We start from the raw sequence: 17,727 nt of genomic DNA on the forward strand, positions 1-17,727 counted from the left end.
ACAGGAAGCTTCGCTTCCGATAACTAAAGCCAGGTGACCGGCCGGTCTTGAGCGAATTCTGAGGTGGCACACCGATGCCCTTGGCGATTACTATCCGTGAGGATTCTTGATGTCAGTTCCACCCCCGGCGCTGCTGACCCTGCGGGGCATCAGCAAGTCCTTCTTCGGGGTACGCGTCCTCGACGGTGTCGACCTCGACGTGGCTCCGGGCGAGGTGCACGCCGTGGTGGGGGAGAACGGTGCCGGCAAGTCCACCCTGATGAAGATCGTCTCGGGCGGCTACGCCCCGGACGGCGGCACCGTCGAGTTCGCCGGCCGTCCCCGCGTGTTCGGCGGCCCACGGGACGCGCAGCGGGCCGGCATCGGCATCATCCACCAGGAGTTCAACCTCCTGCCCGAACGCACCGTCGCGGAGAACGTGTACCTGGGCCATGAGCCGAGGCGGCGCGGACTCGTCGACCGGCGACAGATGCTCAGCCGGACCCGGGAACTGCTCACCACCATCGGCGAGACGCAACTGCCCGTCGAGGCCGTGGTGGGCCGCCTCGGGGTCGCCCAGCAGCAGGTGGTGGAGATCGCCAAGGCGCTCGCTCTGGACGCGCGCCTGCTCATCATGGACGAGCCCACCGCCGCGCTCGCCGACCACGAGGTCGAACTGCTCTACGGCCTGGTACGACGGCTGCAACAGCAGGGCATCGGCCTGCTCTACGTCTCGCACCGGTTGACCGAGGTCTTCGACCTCTCCGATCGGATCACCGTCCTCAAGGACGGGCGGCTGGTACGGACGATGCGTACCGCCGACGCCACGGCCGAGGACGTGGTGCGCCAGATGGTCGGTCGGGAACTGTCCAGCTACTACCCGGACCGGGCCGCTTCCGCAGACCTCGGCGCGGTCCGGCTCACCGTGCGCGGTGGCGGCAATCGGAAACTACGCGATGTCGACCTGGCCCTGCGCGCCGGTGAGGTGCTGGGGATCGGCGGCCTGCAGGGCTCCGGGCGATCGGCGCTGGCCCGCGCGCTGTTCGGAGTGGAACCGTTCACCTCCGGCGTGGTCACGATCGACGGTAAACCGGTCCGGCTGCGCTCACCGCGCGCGGCGACGCGGGCCGGCCTCGCGTACGTCAGCGAGGATCGCAAGGGCGAGGGCATCGTCGCCCGTCAGTCCGTGCTCGACAACGCCCTGCTCGCGAGCCGGGCGGTCGTCCCGGCCCGCTCGGGCCGCGCCGCGCGTACCGTGCGCGTCCGCGAGCTGCTCGCCGCGGTGGAGGTCCGGGCCGCCGGTGACGACCAGGAGATCCGCTTTCTGTCCGGCGGCAACCAGCAGAAGGTGGTGCTGGCCAGGTGGCTCGCGCTCGACCCGCTGATCCTGCTCTTCGACGAACCCACCCGGGGCATCGACGTGGGCGCGAAATCGGCGATCCACGATCTCGTCCGTCGGCTCGCCCGGGCGGGTGCGGCGGTACTGATGATCTCCTCCGAGCTGCCGGAGCTGCTCGGCATGAGTGACCGGACCCTCGTCATGCGCGACGGCCGCGTCGCCGGTGAGCTGCCCGCCGGCGCCACCGAGGAGGACGTCCTCGCCCTGGCGGTCGGGACGGTACGGGAGGCGGCGTGAGCGAGCGTAGCGAGCGAACCATCAGGCTCAGCAGCGTGGCGTCTCGCGCTGCCGCGGAGCGAAGCGAGGCGGCGGCGTGAGCGAGCGTAGCGAGCGAACCATCAGGCTCAGCAGCGTGGCGTCTCGCGCTGCCGCGGAGCGAAGCGAGGCGGCGGCGTGAGCGAGCGTAGCGAGCGAACCATCGGTCTCGGCGGCGGGAGCCTGCTCTCGCTGCGGCCTACCCGACGACCGGTACCGGGCGTGTTCGTGGCGCTGGCCATCACGCTGGCGGTCGGTTGGCTGGTCGTCATGATCGACGGCGGACAGCTGTTCAACCAGTCGACGACGGTGAGCCTGTTGCACGTCGCCGCCGGACTGGGTCTCGTCGCGGTCGGGCAGACCCTGGTCATCCTCGGTGGTTCGCTCGACCTCTCGGTGGCGTACGTGATCAGCCTGAGCACCCTCGTCGCGGCCGAGACGATGAACGGCCGCGACGGCACGCTGCTGCCCGCGATCGGCCTGGCGCTCGCGGTAAGCGCCGCGGTCGGGCTGCTCAACGGACTGCTCGTGACCCGGCTGCGGATCAACGCGTTCATCGCCACCCTCGGCGTCGGGCTGCTGCTCAAGGGATATCTCGACAACGGCTACGACGGGCCGGCCGGCAGCACCTCGCCGGGGCTCGTGCAGAGCCTGGGCTACCAGCGCATCGGCCCGGTACCGCTGTCCTTCCTGCTGCTGCTCGCCGTCACCGGAGCGTGCTGGTTCGCCCTGGCACGTACCCGCTTCGGACACCACCTGGTCGCCGTCGGGGGTGATCCGGAGGTGGCCCGGCTCTCCGGCGTCCGCAACGAGCGGGTGCTGGTCATCGCCCACGTGCTCTGCTCGCTCTGCGCCGGACTCGCCGGGATCTACCTGGCCAGTCGGCTCGGCTCGGGTGCCCCTCGGGTGGGCACCGAGGGCCTCTACGACCTGGAGTCGATCGCCGCCGTGGTGATCGGTGGCACCGCTCTCGCCGGTGGCAAGGGCGGCGTCGCCGGCACGCTCGGCGGCGTGTTGCTGCTCGCCAGCATCGACGCCATCTTCAACCAGCTCGAAGTGGACGCCTTCTTCAAGCAGGTCATCCGGGGCGCCATCATCATCGCCGCCGTGGCCGTCTACGCCCGTCGGGCCATGCGAAAGGCGGCCGTCTGACATGCAGCTCGTCCAGCGTCGCCCGCTGCCGCCGCAGCTGTCCCGGGTACGCACCGGCGGCCTGCTGCCCCTGCTCGCGATACTCGCGGTGCTGCTGGTCCTGGTCGCCGTCCGCCAGCCCGACTTCCTGGCTCCGGCCTCCCTGATGTCCTTCCTCGGCCGGTCGGCACCGATCATCCTGCTCGCCGCCGGTCAGTACTTCGTGATCGTCTCCGGCGAGTTCGACCTGTCCGTGGGCTCCTTGGTCACCGCGCAGGTCGTGGTCGCCGCCCGGCTGATCGACAGCGATCCGTCCCGCACCTGGCCGGTGGTGCTGGTGCTGCTCGCCGGTGGGGTGCTCGTCGGGCTGGTCAACGGGCTGATCACGACGCGCCTGCGGGTGCCCTCGTTCATCACCACCCTCGGCATGTTCCTGATCCTGGTGGGGGCGGTCTATCTCTGGTCCGACGGCGCGCCGAAGGGCGGGCTCTCCGAGGAGTTCCGTCGGTTCGGCCGGCGTGCCTTCGAGGACGTGCCGGTGCTCGGCCGCATCCCGTACGCCCTGGTGATTCTGCTGGTCCTGGCCACGCTCGCGGTGCTGTTGATGCGCTCCGACTTCGGCCGGATCCTGGTCGCGGTCGGGGACAACGCGCGTGCGGCGGCGCTGAGCGGCGCCCGGGTGCGCCGTACCCGGACCATCGCCTTCATGCTCAGCGGCCTCGCCGCCGCCGTCGCGGCCATCCTGATCGGCGGCTACAGCGGCGTGTCCTTCCAGGCCGGTGCCGGTCTGGAGTTCGGTGCCATCACCGCGGTCGTCCTCGGCGGCGTCGCCCTGGGCGGCGGACGTGGCTCGGTCGTCGGCGCGATGCTCGGCGCGCTGACCCTCGAACTGCTCTTCACGCTCATGAACTTCTACGGCGTCTCCGGCGCCCTCAGACCGACCGTCCAGGGCGCCATCATCCTGTTCGCCGTGGCGGTCTCCACCCGACGTTCCACGTCGCGATAAGTCGAGATAAGGGGAATTCTTCATGAAACGACGCATGGCGGCCACGGCCGCGCTCCTCCTGGTGTCCCTCGTCGGCTGTGCCACGGACGAGCCCGTGGCGACCCCGTCGGACGGCGCCTCCGCACCCCCGGCCGGGGCCGGCACCGGCGAGCAGTCGAAGTTCTTCGTGCAGGCCGACTACGACAACGAACTCGCGTTGCTCGACGCCGCACCGACCGGGCCGGCCGACAAGCCGTGGGAGCAGGTGCTCAATCCCAAGATGGTGGACACCGCGAAGTTCAAGAAGGACGGCCCCTACAAGATCTGCTTCTCCAACGCGGCGCTGAACAACCCGTGGCGGCAGGTCGGCTTCAAGACCATGCAGGCCGAGGTCGAGGCGCAGGGCGACCGGATCTCCGAGTTCGTCCACGTCGACGCCGAGGGCAAGGACCAGAAGCAGATCGCCGACATCAACGACCTGCTCGGCAAGAGCTGTGACGCGCTCATCGTCTCGCCGAACACCACCGCCACGCTCACCCCGGCCGTGACGGCGGCCTGCGACGCCGGCCTGCCGGTGATCGTCTTCGACCGCGGCGTCGACACCGACTGCCCGGTGACGTTCATCAACCCGATCGGCGGGTACGGGTTCGGTCACGTCGGAGCGGAGTTCGTCAGCCAGCGGATGAAGCCCGGCGGCAAGGTTCTCGCGCTGCGCATCCTGCCCGGCGTCGACGTGCTGGAGACCCGGTGGTCCGCCGCGAAGGTGGCGTTCGACAAGGCGCAGGTCGACGTGGTCGGGGTCGAGTTCACCGACGGCGACCCGGCCAAGACCAAGAAGATCGTCAACGACTACATCCAGCGGCACGGCACCATCGACGGCGTCTGGATGGATGCCGGCGCGGTCGCCGTGGCGGCGGTGGAGGCGTTCCAGGACGCCGGTCAGCCGGTGCCGCCGATCAACGGTGAGGACCAGCTCGACTTCCTCAAGATGTGGAAGGAGGAGGGGCTCACCGCGATCGCGCCCACGTACCCGACCTACCAGTGGCGTACGCCGATCATCGCGGCGCTGCGGATCCTCGACGGCCAGCAGGTGTCCGACCCGTGGAAGCTGCCCCAGCCGACGATCACCCAGGAGAACCTGGACAGCTATCTCGACCCGAACATGCCGCCGCTGCACTACGCGATGTGCGGCTGCACGGACCTGCCGGGTTACCCGCAGCGCTGGAAGTAGGCGTCCGATGCGTGCCGTCGGTGTCAATCCCTGGGTCTGGGCCTCGCCGGTCGACGACGAGGCCCTGGCCGCGCTGATCCCACGGATCGCGGCGCTCGGCTTCGACGCGGTCGAACTGCCGATCGAGCAGCCGGGCGACTGGGACCCGTACCGCGTCCGCGACCTGCTCGCCAGGTACGGACTGGCCGCGGCCGGCGTCTGTGCGGTGACCCCGCCCGGGCGGGAACTCGTCGAGGCCGAACCCGCCGTGGTGAAGGCCACGGTGGCGTACCTGAACGGCTGCGTGGACAGCGCGGCGATCATCGGCGCGCCCTGCGTCGGTGGTCCGGTCTACGCGTCGGTCGGCCGCACCTGGCGGATGACGCCGGCCGAACGCGCCAACTGTTACGTGGATTTCCGCCGGGCGCTGGTACCGGTCGCCGATCGGGCCGGCGAGCGGGGGGTGTCCATCGGGGTGGAGGCGCTCAACCGGTACGAGACAAGCGTGGTGAACACGCTCGAACAGGCCGTGGAGATGATCGACGGCCTGCCGTCGAACGTCGGTCTCATGATCGACACGTATCACATGAACATCGAGGAGGCGAACCCGTACGCGGCGCTGGCCGCGGCGGGTCCGCACATCAAGCACGTACAGGTCAGCGGCACCAACCGGGGGGCGCCCGGGTCGGATCACCTGGACTGGCCCCGGCTGCTCGCCGCCCTGGCCGCCACCGGCTACTGGGGTGCGATCTGCATCGAGTCGTTCACCCCGGAGAACGCGACGATCGCGACCGCCGCCTCGATCTGGCGCCCGCTCGCCCCGTCACCGGACCGGCTCGCGGGGGACGGGCTGGCCTATCTCCGGAGCATCCTCGGCTGAGCTGCGCCACCCGCGCCGGCATCGGGTCGCCGACGTGATCTCAGTCGATCCTTGCGCAGACATCATTCGTATGATGAACTGCCGTCCACATACCACCCACCACATCGCACCACCCGTCCAGGTAAGGAGACCCCCGTGTCCGTACCTCCACCCCCCGGCACACCCCGACGGGTGCTGGCCGCGACCGCGACGGTGGCGCTGACCGCCGCGGCCACCGTGGCCGCCGTGACCACGTTCGCCGCCCCGGCCCTCGCCGCGACCACCACCCTCTACGCGTCCCCCTCCGGCGGCGGCAGCAGCTGCACCGCCACCCAACCGTGCTCGTTGACCGGTGCGCAGACCGCCGTCCGCTCGATGAACAGCTCGATGTCGGGCGACATCGTCGTGCAGCTGGCCGACGGCGTCTACCGGCTCTCCTCACCGCTGCGGTTCACCGCCGCCGACTCCGGCACCAACGGCTACCGGGTGATCTGGCAGGCGGCACCGTCGGCCCGTCCCGTGATCAGCGGTGCCCGGGCGGTCACCGGCTGGTCGCAGGTGGACGCCGGCCGCAACATCTGGCGGGCAAACGTCGGCGCCGGCACCGACACCCGTCAGCTCTACGTCAACGGCGCGCTCGCCACCCGGGCCCGTACCCAGGTCAACCGGGCGGACTTCACCGCGGACAGCACCGGCATGCGGTTCACCAGCGGCGCCCTGAGCTACCTCAACAACCTGGCCAACCAGAGCCGCATCCAGATGGAGAGCGTCAACTCGTTCACCGACCGGTACGTGTCGGTGCAGAGCATCAGCGGCAACCTGATCCGGATGCAGCAGCCCGGCTGGAGCAACAACAACTTCGGGTACGACACGTTCACCAGCCCGCACCGCGCCGGGCCGCTCTACCTGGCCAACGCCTACGAGTTCCTGGACTCGCCGGGGGAGTGGTACCTCGACCCGGGCAGCGGCGCGCTGAACTACATCCCGCTCGCCGGCCAGAACATGAGCAGCGTGAGTGTGGAACTGCCGACGCAACAGTCCCTGGTCAACCTCGGCGGGACGTACGCCTCGCCGGCCCACCACATCTCGTTCACCGGGATCACCTTCACCGGCACGACCTGGCTGGGGGCCAGCAGCAACCAGGGTTACGTGGACCAGCAGACCGGCGCCTACATCTACGGCAACTGGAACTGGCCCAGCTTCTCCTCCTGCCACAACGGCTGCCCGCAGTTCGAGGCCACCCGGCCGAACTGGCAGCAGATGCCGGCCGCCGTGCAGGTCTCGGCCGCCAACAACATCACCTTCAGCGACTCCCAGTTCGTCAACCTCGGGCAGACGGCCATCGGCATCGGCAACGACGCCAACGCCCACGCCAGCGGCGTGGGCCTGGGCGCCAGCAACATCACCGTCACCCGCTCCGAGATCGCCCGCAACGCGGCCGGCGGCATCGTCGTCGGTGGCGTGCGCGCCGACGCCCACCACCCGAGTGACCAGCGCATGGTCAACCGGGACATCACCATCAGCAACAACCGCCTGCACGACCTGGGTGTCGAGTACCGGGGCATCGTCTCGGTGCTCACCACCTACGTCACCAACTCCACGGTGTCGTACAACGAGGTCTACAACATGCCGTACACCGGCATGTCCATCGGGTACGGCTGGGGTTCCAACGACGCGGGTGGCAGCGAGCACTACGCCGGCCGTGGCCTGTACAACTACCAGCCGCGCTACACGACGGCCACCACCGCGTCGAACAACCGGCTCATCGGCAACTACGTGCACGACGTGATGCAGCAGATGAACGACGGAGGCTGCATCTACACCCTGTCGGCGAACCCGGGCGGGTTGATCAGCGACAACTACTGTCTGCGGACCAACGGCTACTTCGGCGTCTACTTCGACGAGGGATCCCGCTACTACACCGCCCGCAACAACGTGTTCTCGTCCACCGGCACCTGGGCCACCGCCAACTACTGGTACGCCGAGAACATGGGCAACTTCACCGTCACCAACAACTGGTCGACGAACGGCAGCACCAACGTGACGAACGGCGACCGGGGCAACGTCGTGTCCGGCAACGTGACGGTGACCAACGGGAACTGGCCCTCGGGTGCCCAGGCGGTGATGGCCGCCGCCGGTCCGCAGGGCGGCAGCAGCACGCAGAACGTGCAGATCGTCGGTACCCAGTCCGGGCGGTGCGTGGACGTCGAAGGTGCGAGCACCACCAACGGCGCTCAGGCGAAGCTCTGGGACTGCCACGGCGGGACGAACCAGCGGTGGACCTACACCGCCAGCAAGCAACTCATGGTGTACGGCAACAAGTGCCTCGACGCTTCGGGCCAGGGCACCAGCAACGGCACCCTGGCGATCATCTGGGACTGCAACGGCCAGGTCAACCAGCAGTGGAACGTCAACGCCAACGGCACCATCACCGGTGCGCAGTCCGGACTGTGCCTCGACGCCAGCGGCTACGGCACCACGAACGGCACGGTGGTCCACCTCTGGGCCTGCCACGGCGGTGCCAACCAGCAGTGGAACCTGCGTAACTGACGCTCCGGGTGGGTGGGTTCGTGCGCCGGAACCCACCCACCCGGGCCGGCCCGCTGTCGGTTCAGGACGCCTGCCGGCGAAGGTGTTCGGCGAAGGCGGCCTGGCTGCCCAGCATCACCATGATCGCGTTGCGGTAGGCGACCGAACCCCACAGGTGCAGTTCCTCGTCGTCGATGTCGCCGAAGATCCCGGCGAGCGCCCGGCGTTCGCGGCGGTCGAGGACCTGCTGCGGCCGGGCGAGCAGCGCACCCTCGCGACGCAGGGCGTCGAGGTGGGCGGCCACGGCCGAGGTGTACGCGGGGCCACCGAGTTCCTCGAGCATGCCGAACTCGAAGAGGTGCAGCGCCGCCTCCGACTCCCAGTCCGGCTCACGCTGGACGTGGCGGATCAGCATCACGTGCCGCGCCTCGAACAGCAGCAGGATCCCCCGGCCGAGCCGACTCAGCGGCCGGCGGCTCGACGGCAGCCGCAACGTGCGTACCGGTTGCCCGGCGGCCACCTCCACCGCACCGGCGAAGCTGGGCATCCGCGTACTGCCGGGCACCGGGTCGGGCACCAGGCAGACCCGGTCCGCGTAGACCAGGTCATCCCGGCCGGAGAGCGACCGCATCGCCGTCGCGTACGCCTCGGCGAGGGGACGGTCGTCGGCCGGCAAGTCCGGGTCGAGGGCGTAGACCAGCCCCGGCACCCCGGCCGCCGGGACGCCCAGCACCGCGGAACTGCGCAGGAAACCCCAGGTCGTTGCGGCCCAACGGCTGCGCCGCGCCACCTCGGCGGCGGTGTCCCGCCAGTCGTGGGCGAGCCGCAGCCGGTCCCGGACGTCGGCGATGTCGGTCATCTCGAGCAGTGCCCGGGGCAGCGCCGCCACGGGGTCCACGTCGAGCGGGTCGGTGACCACGGCGGGACCGATCGCCGCATGCTCGGCGCAGTCCGCTGCGGTGTGCGGATTGCCGGTGGCACCGTGGCAGTCTCCCAGCCAGGTGACCGCACGACTCGTCGACTGCCGGGCGAACGCGGGCGCCGGCAGCATGCCGGCGCGCAGGATCCGCTCGTACTGCACCCGGGCACGGCCCGTGCGCAGCATGTCGAGCGGCAGGACCGGGGTCAGGCGCAGGACCGCCTCGATGATCAGGCAGTGCGGGCAGACGGGCCCGTCCGGGTCGACCACGCGGAACTCCCGCAGATGGTCGAGCCCGGGCTGCTCCCACTGCACCCCGATGCCGCCGCCCTCACGCAGCATCACGTAGAGGTGAGTGGTGGCCTGCCGGTCCCGGGTGACGGCCACCACCTCGTCGAGGAACCGCCGCCTGCTCATCTGCTCCACCGGATCACTGTATCGACCGGCGTCGCGATCATGGCCTGGCGAAACCGGTGTCGGCGTGCGGCATCGAGTGGCTATCCTCCGCTTCGACATCCGTCGACGGACAGGAGTTGAGATGCGCTTCGACCTGGTCACGGCCCCCGCTCCGGCGCGAGAGTTCACCCTGCGCTGACCTGCGCGGCCCATCGTCGGTCCACCGGCGGTGGCGGTGCTCCTCGCTGCGGAGCGGTCCCCTGACGGCCGTTTCCCTGCCAGCTCGAGGAGCAATCTTGCGTGCCCTGATATCCGCGCGTCTCGGCGCGGACTTCGCCAGACTCTGGACCGCCTCGGCGGTGTCCAACGTCGGTGACGGCATCACCATGGCGGCCGGCCCACTGCTGGTCGCCTCCATCACCGACAGTCCGGCGCTGATCGCCGGTGCCGTCTTCGTACAACAGTTGCCCTGGTTGTTGTTCGCCCTGCTCAGTGGCGCCTACGTGGACCGGCTCGACCGGCGTCGCCTGGTGGTGACGGTGAACCTGATCCGGGCCGTCGCGCTCACCACGCTGGCCCTCACCGTCGCCACCGGAACCGTCACCCTGGCCGTCTGCTACGCGGTGCTCTTCCTGCTCGGTACGGGGGAGACGCTTGCCGACACCGCCATGGGGGCGTTGCTGCCCTCGGTGGTCGCCCCCGACCGGCTGCCGAGCGCGAACGCGCGGCTCTACGCCACCTTCACGATCGGCAACCAGTTCGTGGCCAAGCCGCTGGGTGCCTGGCTGTTCGTGATCGCCGCGGCGGTGCCGTTCGGGCTCAACGCACTCACGTTCGCCGTCGCCGCGGTGCTGCTGGCGAGCCTGCGGCCGGCACCGGAACCGGTGGCCACGACGCACACCTCGGTGGTCCGCTCGATCGCCGAGGGGGTGCGGTGGTTGTGGCGACACCGGCTGCTGCGGACCCTGGCCCTGAGCATGGGCGTGGGCAACGTCGCCTTCTGCGCCGCGTTCGCGGTGTTCGTGCTCTACTGTCGGCAACGTCTGGGCGTCTCCGACGTCGGTTACGGTCTCCTGCTCACCGCGTTCGCGGTCGGTGGGCTGGCCGGCACCGCGCTGGCGACCCGGCTGGTCCGGACGTTCGGACGAACCGTGGTGCTGCGGATCGGGCTGGTCATCGAGATGGTCACCCATCTGATCCTGGCGACCACCACGGCGGTCTGGGTCGTGGTGGTCGTCCTGGTCGTCTTCAGCGCGCACGGCATGGTCTGGGGAATAACCGTCGCGTCGCTGCGGCAGCGGCTGGTGCCGCACCACCTGCTCGGCCGGGTCGGCAGCGCGTACGCGGTGCTCGATCTCGGCGGGGCGGCGGTCGGGTCCCTCCTCGGTGGCCTGATCGCCGGCATCTGGGACGTCACGACACCGTTCTGGATCGCCGGGCTCACGATGGCGGTCGTCGCTCTCGCCGCCTGGCGACCGCTGGCCCAGAGCCCGAACCGGTCGGAGACTATCGAAGAGGGCTGATTACCGTACCATCGGGCTGTTCTTCCCTGGGCGGGTGCGGAGGAGACCGCATGGACGACGTGACCCTCCGAGCCCTGAGGCTACTGGAGGAGGCACAGGCCGGTGGCGCGGCCCAGGTGCTGGCCGAGGCGGTCGCGGCACTGCGGGAACCGACCGGGGAACTGCGCGACGGCCCCGCGGCGATGCACTTCGCGCGCGTCGTGGCGCTGACCCGGCTCGGTGACCTGCGCGCCGCGATCGCCGCCGCCGATCTGATGCTTGTCGCCGCCGAGCGGGAGAACAGCTCCGGGTGGCGCTCGTGCGCGTTGTCGCTGCGCGCCGACCGGCGGCTGCGCCTCGGCGACCAGGACATCGCCGAGTACGACATCGAGGCCGTCCTGCGGGATCTCGTCCGCGCGGAGACGGCCCTGCTGGCCGGCGAACCCGATCCGGTGATCGAGGGCAACGCCCGCACCGGGCTGGCCATCGGGTACGCGAAACTGCGCCTCTACGAGCTGGCGGCGCCACAGTTCCAGGCGGCGTACGAGACCACCTGCCGACCCGGGTACCCGGACAACGGCAACCGGGCGATGTGGCTGTGCAACCTGGCCGAACTCAACCTGATGTGGGCCCTGGAGCTGTACCAGGTGGGTCAGGTCGCCGAGGCCGAGAAGCACACCACGGTGGCCGAGGAGCACGCGATGCGGGCGATGACGGAAGCCTCCGGCCCCAAGGCGGAGGTGTGGCGGCTCTCCGCGTCGCTGTTCGCGGCGTGCGCCCGCGCCGACCGCCAGGACCCGGCCGGCGCGGCGGAGGACATCCCCCGGTTCCTGGCGTCGCTGCAGGAGCACGGTGTCGAACAGCGACACCAGGAGCAACTGCTGTGCCGGCCGTTCCACGCCGTAGCGCTCAGCCGGTCCGGGCGGCCGGGTGAGGCGCTGCGCGTCATCGAGGAGGCGGTGACCGGCCTGTCACCCGACAACGACTGGTTGATCACGGCGGCGCTGCACCGTACGCACGCGGTGCTGTTGGCGAAGGACGGGACACCCGACGCGCTGCCCGGCCTCACCTACGGCGACGCGCTCGCGGAACTGCTGTGGCGCCAGCGACATCGCTGGCTGCACGCGGCAGTGACGATGCAGTCGTACGACGTGCTGCGGTGGCAGCACGAGCGGGCCGAACGGGCCGCACGGATCGACCCGCTCACCGGGGTGGCCAACCGGCGTGGTCTGGACAGCTTCCTGGAGCGCCTGGCCACTCCCACGGCGACCGGGACGGATCCAGTGGCGGTGCTGATCGTGGACGTGGACAGGTTCAAGGACGTCAACGACTCGTTGGGACACGCCACCGGCGACGACGTGTTGCGGGCGGTGGCCCAGGTGGTCGCGGGAAGTGTCCGCCGGGACGATCTCGTCGCCCGGCTCGGCGGTGACGAGTTCGTAGCGATCCTGCCGGGAGCGGATCTCGCCGCCGCCGAGCAGGTCGCCCAGCGGACCGTAGCCGCCGTGGCGGCTATGCCGGCCTGGCAGGTGACGGTAAGCGTCGGGGTGGCCGGCGGTTCCGCGTACAGCCTCGGAGAGACTCTCGCCCACGCGGACGGTGCGATGTACGCGGCGAAGCGGGCCGGCGGAAACCGGATGAGCAGCCGTCACCCCGGCACCTGACCGCGGATCGCGCCGGGTGCCGCGGCGTCGGCCGATCCGGCAGGATCGGTACGTGGACATCGAGCCGGTCGACGTCGCGCCCATCCGGGGGTTCCGCCGCGCGATCCTTCGGCAACGCTGGGATGATCTGATCTTCCTGCACTGGTCGGTCGAGCCGGCGCGGGTCGCACCGCTGCTGCCGGCCGGCACCCGCCCCGACACGCTCGACGGGCTGACCTACGTCGGGCTGATCGGCTTCCGGATGGTCGGTCTGGGGCTGGGTCTCGGACCCGGCGTGCCGTACTTCGGCAGCTTCTGGGAAACCAACGTGCGGTTGTACTCCGTGGACGGCTCCGGCCGACGGGCCGTGGTCTTCCGCTCGCTCGATGCCTCCCGGCTGGTGCCGGTGCTGGTCGCCCGGGCGACCCTGCGGCTGCCGTACCTGTGGTCGGCCATGAAGCTGGAGCGCGACGGCGACCGACTCAGCTACCGGTGCCGGCGTCGCTGGCCGGGCCCGACCGGCACGACCAGCCGGATCGAGGTCCGGGTCGGCGGGCCGGTCGCCGAGCCGACGCCGCTGGACCACTTCGTCACCGCCCGCTGGGGCCTGCACACCCGGGCGTACGGACGTACCCGGCACCTGCCGAACTGGCACCCCCGCTGGCCACTGCACCACGCGGAACTGCTCGCCCTGGACGACGAACTGGTGACCGCCGCCGGACTGCCGGCACCGCAGGGGGCGCCGAGCAGCGTGCTCTACTCACCGGGGGTGCCGGTCGCCTTCGGCCCGCCGTCCAGCGTGCGCCAGACCAGAGCCTGATCAGCAGGCGATCGCCGGCGACTCAAGCCGCCGCGTCGCGTGGCTCGAAACTGACGCTGAGGCTAACCTCCAAGGCCGCCGCCAACCGCTCCAACACGGGCAGGGTCGGGACGGTGCCGCCGGCCTCGAACCGTGCGACCGCGCTCCCGCAGCGAGGCCCAATCACTACGCTCGCCCATGAGCTAGCCCTCCTTCTCCACGACGCGGTGCGCCTCATCAATGCATCTGGCCAATACCCGGCGTGCTCGGTCGACCTCTCGCTCGTCGCGCACACGCGCGTCTTGTGAAAGACGGTCAGCAAGATGATCCGCTTGTCCGACGCGATCCAGTAGGTGATCCTGACTGCTTGCCGCTCCAGGTAGAACCGCAACTCGCGTAGCTTCCCATCCAGCTGTTTCGTGTACGGCTCGCCCAGCAGCAGCCCTTGTTCGGCCAGTGGGCCGCGGGAAGCGGCCACCGCGTGTGGACGGGTCGCGATGACGATCGTCCACACCGGTGGCCGCTCGGGGCGGGAGGCGGATCAGAGGTAACTGAACAGCGGCGGGAAGAGCAGCACCACGATCCAGGCCCAACCGGCGTACACCGGTAGGTAGCCGGTCTGCCAGCGTTCCAGGGCCGCGAACGGAGTGCGCCGACGGAGGAATCCCAGCATCAGCCACGCCGACCAGGCGAGGTTGGCCAGCAGGATGACGTTCTCACCGAGTGCGGCGGCCTTGTTCGGGGTGGTGCCGTACTCGGTGATCCGCTCGGTGATCGCCCACAGCACCAGCACGTCGATGATGAGCGCGCTGATCACGAGGGCGAGTTGCAACCTGTCGAACAGGCCGGGCGGGGCCAGCGGGTCGCGGGCCGAGATCGAGTAGAGCAGCAGCCCCAGCACCACGACCAGCAGCAGGTCGAACAGGATCAGGGCCTCCCGCTCGACGTTTATGCCGGCGGTGGTCCACACGATGGCGACCAGGAAGGCCAGCAGCGCGGCGGTGAACAGCGGCGTGAACAGGCGGGTGAGGACGGGGGCGATGTTCTCCACGACGCTCTGCTTGGCCTCGACGAGCCAGCCCGCCACGACCACCGCGGCCACCACGCCGCACGGCAGCAGCCACTGCGAGACGAAGCCCTCCGGATCGATCCCGATGGCCTGGAAGGTCCCTACCGTGAAGGCGGTGAGCACGCCGCCGCCGAGGGCGATGAGGACGAAGTAGACGAAACACTCCCCGGTGAAGCGGATGAAGTCCATCCGTCGCCGCGAGGAGCGCAGGTCGTCGGAGACGTAGGCCAGGCCGACCACGAACCACAGGGCTATCGGCAGGTGGATGGTGGTCAGCACCAGCGACTGGGAGTTCTCCGCGAGGGAGTAGACGTTGGCGGCCACCGCGCCGAGCGCGAACAACGCCACCATCACCCCGATCAGCGCTGTCCCGGCCCGACGCCGCCAGGCCAGGTAGGCGGCCAGCCAGGGCAGCGCGAACAACGCGAAGTTGGGCGCGTAGAACGTTTCGTTTCCGTCGAGGCTCAGCCCGAACAACGCCGGCACCTTGATCGACACGGCCGCGCCGACCGCGCAGACGATCATCGCGACCAGATCGCGCCGGGACCGGTCGCCGGTCTCCGGATCATCGGTGCCGCCGGTGAGTACCAGTTGCTTCCACAGCCGCTCCGAGTGCTCCCGGGCGAACTCGCGGGACAGCTCGTCCAGGCCGCCGAGCCGTTTGACCGCGACCAGGAACGCCTCGTCGGGGCGCAGACCGGCGGCGATGAGCTCGTCGACCGAGCCGCGAAGGTGGTCCTCCAACTCCTCGGCGTCGGAGCGCTGCAATTCCGGGCGGCGTCGTACGTAGTGACGCCACTGGGCGAACTGGGCCTCCAGCCCGTCCGGACCGGGCGTCCTCGTCGCGTCCTCCCGGTCACCTGGCGCCGGCATGCCGTCCCGGCCGGGAGATGCCGCGCTGCCGTCCGGGCTGCCAGGCGCGGTCATGCCAGACCTCCGAGTGGAATCGTCGCCGAGCGCCGGACGTCGCCGGGATCGACCCAGATCGCCCTGAGGGCGCCCACCACGGTGTCCCACTGGCGACGTTGCTCGGCCAGCTCGGCCAGGCCGCTGTCGGTGATGCGGTAGTACTTGCGTCGCCGCTCCCCGGGGACCGACTGCCAGCTCGACTCCACGTGTCCGAGCCGTTCGAGCCGGTGCAGCAGGGGATAGAGCAACCCCTCGGTCCAGTCCAGCTCGCCGTCGGACAGCTCGTTGATCCGCCTGAGGATGGCGTACCCGTAGCTCTCCCCGTCGGCCAGGATGCCCAGCACCATCGGCGTCGCCGAGGCGGCGACGAGATCCTTGGTGACCTTCATCAGATTCTCCACCACCAATACCTAGAACTATTAGGCATAGTAGTTCTAGGTATCTGGAGGGCGCAAGGAAAGCCCGCCAGCATCACTGGCGGGCTTCGGAATCCTCGTTCGGTGGTGGCTGCCGGGCTCCGGTGCGGGTGCCGGTCAGCGACCGCCGCCGCGCCCACCGGGCCGGGCCCGGGCGGAGAAGGCCGCCGCACCCGACCGCGCGGAACCGATCCCGCCCGTTCGCGCCGGGGCGTTCCCGCCGGATCGTGCCGGGGCGTTCCCCCCGGATCGTGGGAAGGTCGCGGCACCCGCACGCGCCGAGGCGGCGGGAGAAGCCTTGCCGCTGCCGCGCCGCCTCCGGCCGGCGGAGGCCGGGGACGCTTCCCGTCGGGCGGCCGTCGGCGGGGCGGCTGGCGTGACCGCCAGCGTCCGGTCGCCCGGCGCGAGTTCCCGCAGCAGTGCGTCCCCCGGGCGCAGTCGGGTGGTGGTTGCCGCGATGCCCGCCTTGCGGGTCAGCTCCCGCACCTCGGGGGCCTGCGTATCGGTCATCAGCGTGACGACGGTCCCGGCCGCGCCGGCCCGGGCGGTGCGCCCCGAGCGGTGCAGGTACGCCTTGTGCTCCACGGGCGGATCGGCGTGCACGACGAGGGCCACGTCGTCGACATGGATGCCCCGCGCCGCGATGTCGGTGGCCACAAGCGTCCGCACCGTACCGTCGGAGAACGCCTTGAGGTTCCTGGTACGGGCACCCTGGGCCAGGTTGCCGTGCAGCTCCACCGCAGCCACTCCGGCCGCGACCAGCCGGCGGGTGAGGGTCTTGGCGCCGCGCTTGGTGCGGGTGAACACCACCGTCCGGCCCGGCGCTGCGGTCAGGTCGACAAGCACGGCGAACCGGTCCTCGGCCTGTACGTGCAGCACGTGGTGCGTCATCGCGGCGACCGGCGACCGGGGTGAGTCGACGCTGTGCACCACCGGATCGGTGAGGAAACGGCGGACGAGCACGTCGACGCCGGAGTCCAGGGTGGCGGAGAAGAGCAGCCGTTGCCCACCACGCGGGGTCAGCTCCAGCAGCCGGCGGACGGTCGGCAGGAAGCCCAGGTCGGCCATGTGGTCGGCCTCGTCGAGCACGCTGATCTCGACGGCGTCCAGGTGGGCGTGTCCGGCCTGCACGTGGTCGGCGAGCCGGCCCGGACAGGCCACCAGGACGTCGACCCCGGCGCGCAACCCGGCGATCTGCGGCCGGGCGGCGACGCCACCGAAGACGGTCATGGTGCGCAGCGACAAAGCCTGGGCCAGCGGCGCCAGCACGCTGTCGATCTGGGTGGCCAGTTCCCGGGTGGGGGCGAGGATGAGCGCCCGAGGGCGTCCGGGTCGGCGCGGCGCGGCGCTGGCGGCCAGCCGGGTGAGCACGGCCAGGGCGAAGGCGTACGTCTTGCCCGAACCGGTGCGGCCTCGACCGAGCACGTCGCGACCGGCCAGCGCGTCGGGCAGTGTGGCTGCCTGGATCGGGAACGGCCGGTCCACCCCGGTCGCGGCCAGCACGCGGGTGAGTGCTGCGGGCACGCCCAGCTCGGCGAAGGTCGGCAGGGTGGGCGGGGTGGTCTGTTGCTGCGGGCGGCGTGCCGCCATGAATGCTCCGAACGTAGAAGGGGGACGTCCCACCCGGCGCTGCGTGGCCGGCCGTGGCCTGGCGCGTCGAAGGCGCGGGGCCCGGGACATCGAGTCGGACCCGCGGTCGGGCGGGTCGCATGGTCAGCCTACCCGAC

General features: G+C 70.6%; 14 protein-coding genes. 9 read left to right on the forward strand and 5 right to left on the reverse strand.

Going from position 1 to position 17,727, the window contains the following annotated elements; genetic code table 11:
• Positions 1-109: 109 nt before the first annotated feature.
• The 6 genes from KBX00_RS06625 (at position 110) to KBX00_RS06650 (ending at position 8,368) form a co-directional block, all read left to right on the forward strand.
• Positions 110-1,615, forward strand: coding sequence for a sugar ABC transporter ATP-binding protein (locus tag KBX00_RS06625; protein WP_210824312.1), 1,506 nt, complete (start codon positions 110-112; stop codon positions 1,613-1,615).
• A 156-nt stretch (positions 1,616-1,771) separates the two neighbouring features.
• Positions 1,772-2,785 (forward strand): ABC transporter permease, encoded by a 1,014-nt coding sequence (locus tag KBX00_RS06630; protein WP_307868176.1) that lies wholly within the window; start codon positions 1,772-1,774, stop codon positions 2,783-2,785.
• Between the two features lies 1 nt (position 2,786).
• Positions 2,787-3,770 carry an ABC transporter permease gene (locus KBX00_RS06635; RefSeq protein WP_210824314.1) on the forward strand — a complete coding sequence of 328 codons (984 nt, stop codon included), beginning with the start codon at positions 2,787-2,789 and terminating at the stop codon, positions 3,768-3,770.
• Positions 3,771-3,792: 22 nt separating this feature from the next.
• The gene (locus tag KBX00_RS06640) at positions 3,793-4,980 is read left to right on the forward strand and encodes a substrate-binding domain-containing protein (protein ID WP_301547473.1); all 1,188 of its coding nucleotides are present in this window, start codon (positions 3,793-3,795) and stop codon (positions 4,978-4,980) included.
• 7 nt (positions 4,981-4,987) lie between these two features.
• A complete protein-coding gene (locus tag KBX00_RS06645; RefSeq protein WP_210824316.1) occupies positions 4,988-5,839 on the forward strand; it encodes a sugar phosphate isomerase/epimerase in 852 nt (283 codons plus the stop codon).
• Between the two features lie 135 nt (positions 5,840-5,974).
• Positions 5,975-8,368, forward strand: coding sequence for a ricin-type beta-trefoil lectin domain protein (locus tag KBX00_RS06650; protein ID WP_210824318.1), 2,394 nt, complete (start codon positions 5,975-5,977; stop codon positions 8,366-8,368).
• Between the two features lie 61 nt (positions 8,369-8,429).
• Here KBX00_RS06650 and KBX00_RS06655 read toward each other — a convergent pair whose 3' ends face one another.
• Positions 8,430-9,692 carry a hypothetical protein gene (locus KBX00_RS06655; RefSeq protein ID WP_210824320.1) on the reverse strand — a complete coding sequence of 421 codons (1,263 nt, stop codon included), beginning with the start codon at positions 9,690-9,692 and terminating at the stop codon, positions 8,430-8,432.
• A gap of 266 nt (positions 9,693-9,958) precedes the next feature.
• On the opposite strand from KBX00_RS06655, the gene KBX00_RS06660 reads away from it, so the two are divergent.
• Genes KBX00_RS06660 through KBX00_RS06670 form a run of 3 tightly spaced genes read left to right on the forward strand, consistent with a single transcriptional unit; the run spans position 9,959 to position 13,627 of the window.
• Positions 9,959-11,185 (forward strand): MFS transporter, encoded by a 1,227-nt coding sequence (locus tag KBX00_RS06660; protein WP_210824322.1) that lies wholly within the window; start codon positions 9,959-9,961, stop codon positions 11,183-11,185.
• A 50-nt stretch (positions 11,186-11,235) separates the two neighbouring features.
• Positions 11,236-12,828 (forward strand): diguanylate cyclase, encoded by a 1,593-nt coding sequence (locus KBX00_RS06665; RefSeq protein ID WP_210824324.1) that lies wholly within the window; start codon positions 11,236-11,238, stop codon positions 12,826-12,828.
• Positions 12,829-12,880: 52 nt separating this feature from the next.
• Positions 12,881-13,627: a YqjF family protein gene (locus KBX00_RS06670; RefSeq protein WP_210824326.1), complete on the forward strand. Its 747-nt coding sequence runs from the start codon at positions 12,881-12,883 to the stop codon at positions 13,625-13,627.
• A 22-nt stretch (positions 13,628-13,649) separates the two neighbouring features.
• On the opposite strand, the gene KBX00_RS06675 is transcribed toward KBX00_RS06670, so the two are convergent.
• The 4 genes from KBX00_RS06675 to KBX00_RS06690 form a co-directional block, all read right to left on the reverse strand.
• On the reverse strand, positions 13,650-14,120 hold the full coding sequence (locus tag KBX00_RS06675; RefSeq protein ID WP_210824328.1) for a type II toxin-antitoxin system RelE/ParE family toxin: 471 nt from the start codon (positions 14,118-14,120) through the stop codon (positions 13,650-13,652).
• A 27-nt stretch (positions 14,121-14,147) separates the two neighbouring features.
• Positions 14,148-15,602 (reverse strand): permease prefix domain 1-containing protein, encoded by a 1,455-nt coding sequence (locus tag KBX00_RS06680; RefSeq protein ID WP_301547474.1) that lies wholly within the window; start codon positions 15,600-15,602, stop codon positions 14,148-14,150.
• Positions 15,599-15,985: a helix-turn-helix transcriptional regulator gene (locus tag KBX00_RS06685; RefSeq protein ID WP_307868178.1), complete on the reverse strand. Its 387-nt coding sequence runs from the start codon at positions 15,983-15,985 to the stop codon at positions 15,599-15,601. The genes KBX00_RS06680 and KBX00_RS06685 overlap by 4 nt, the downstream gene beginning before the upstream one ends.
• Before the next feature lie 132 nt (positions 15,986-16,117).
• On the reverse strand, positions 16,118-17,590 hold the full coding sequence (locus tag KBX00_RS06690; RefSeq protein WP_210824330.1) for a DEAD/DEAH box helicase: 1,473 nt from the start codon (positions 17,588-17,590) through the stop codon (positions 16,118-16,120).
• Between the last annotated feature and the right edge of the window lie 137 nt (positions 17,591-17,727).

Source organism: Micromonospora sp. C95, from assembly GCF_018070465.1.
Taxonomy (GTDB): domain Bacteria; phylum Actinomycetota; class Actinomycetes; order Mycobacteriales; family Micromonosporaceae; genus Micromonospora.

Bases quoted from the DNA above. Each gene is read 5' to 3' on its own strand.
- KBX00_RS06625 (WP_210824312.1), top strand. From the start codon at position 110: ATGTCAGTTCCACCCCCGGCGCTGCTGACCCTGCGGGGCATCAGCAAG.
- KBX00_RS06635 (WP_210824314.1), top strand. From the start codon at position 2,787: ATGCAGCTCGTCCAGCGTCGCCCGCTGCCGCCGCAGCTGTCCCGGGTA.
- KBX00_RS06640 (WP_301547473.1), top strand. From the start codon at position 3,793: ATGAAACGACGCATGGCGGCCACGGCCGCGCTCCTCCTGGTGTCCCTC.
- KBX00_RS06645 (WP_210824316.1), top strand. From the start codon at position 4,988: ATGCGTGCCGTCGGTGTCAATCCCTGGGTCTGGGCCTCGCCGGTCGAC.
- KBX00_RS06665 (WP_210824324.1), top strand. From the start codon at position 11,236: ATGGACGACGTGACCCTCCGAGCCCTGAGGCTACTGGAGGAGGCACAG.
- KBX00_RS06680 (WP_301547474.1), bottom strand. From the start codon at position 15,602: ATGACCGCGCCTGGCAGCCCGGACGGCAGCGCGGCATCTCCCGGCCGG.
- KBX00_RS06690 (WP_210824330.1), bottom strand. From the start codon at position 17,590: ATGGCGGCACGCCGCCCGCAGCAACAGACCACCCCGCCCACCCTGCCG.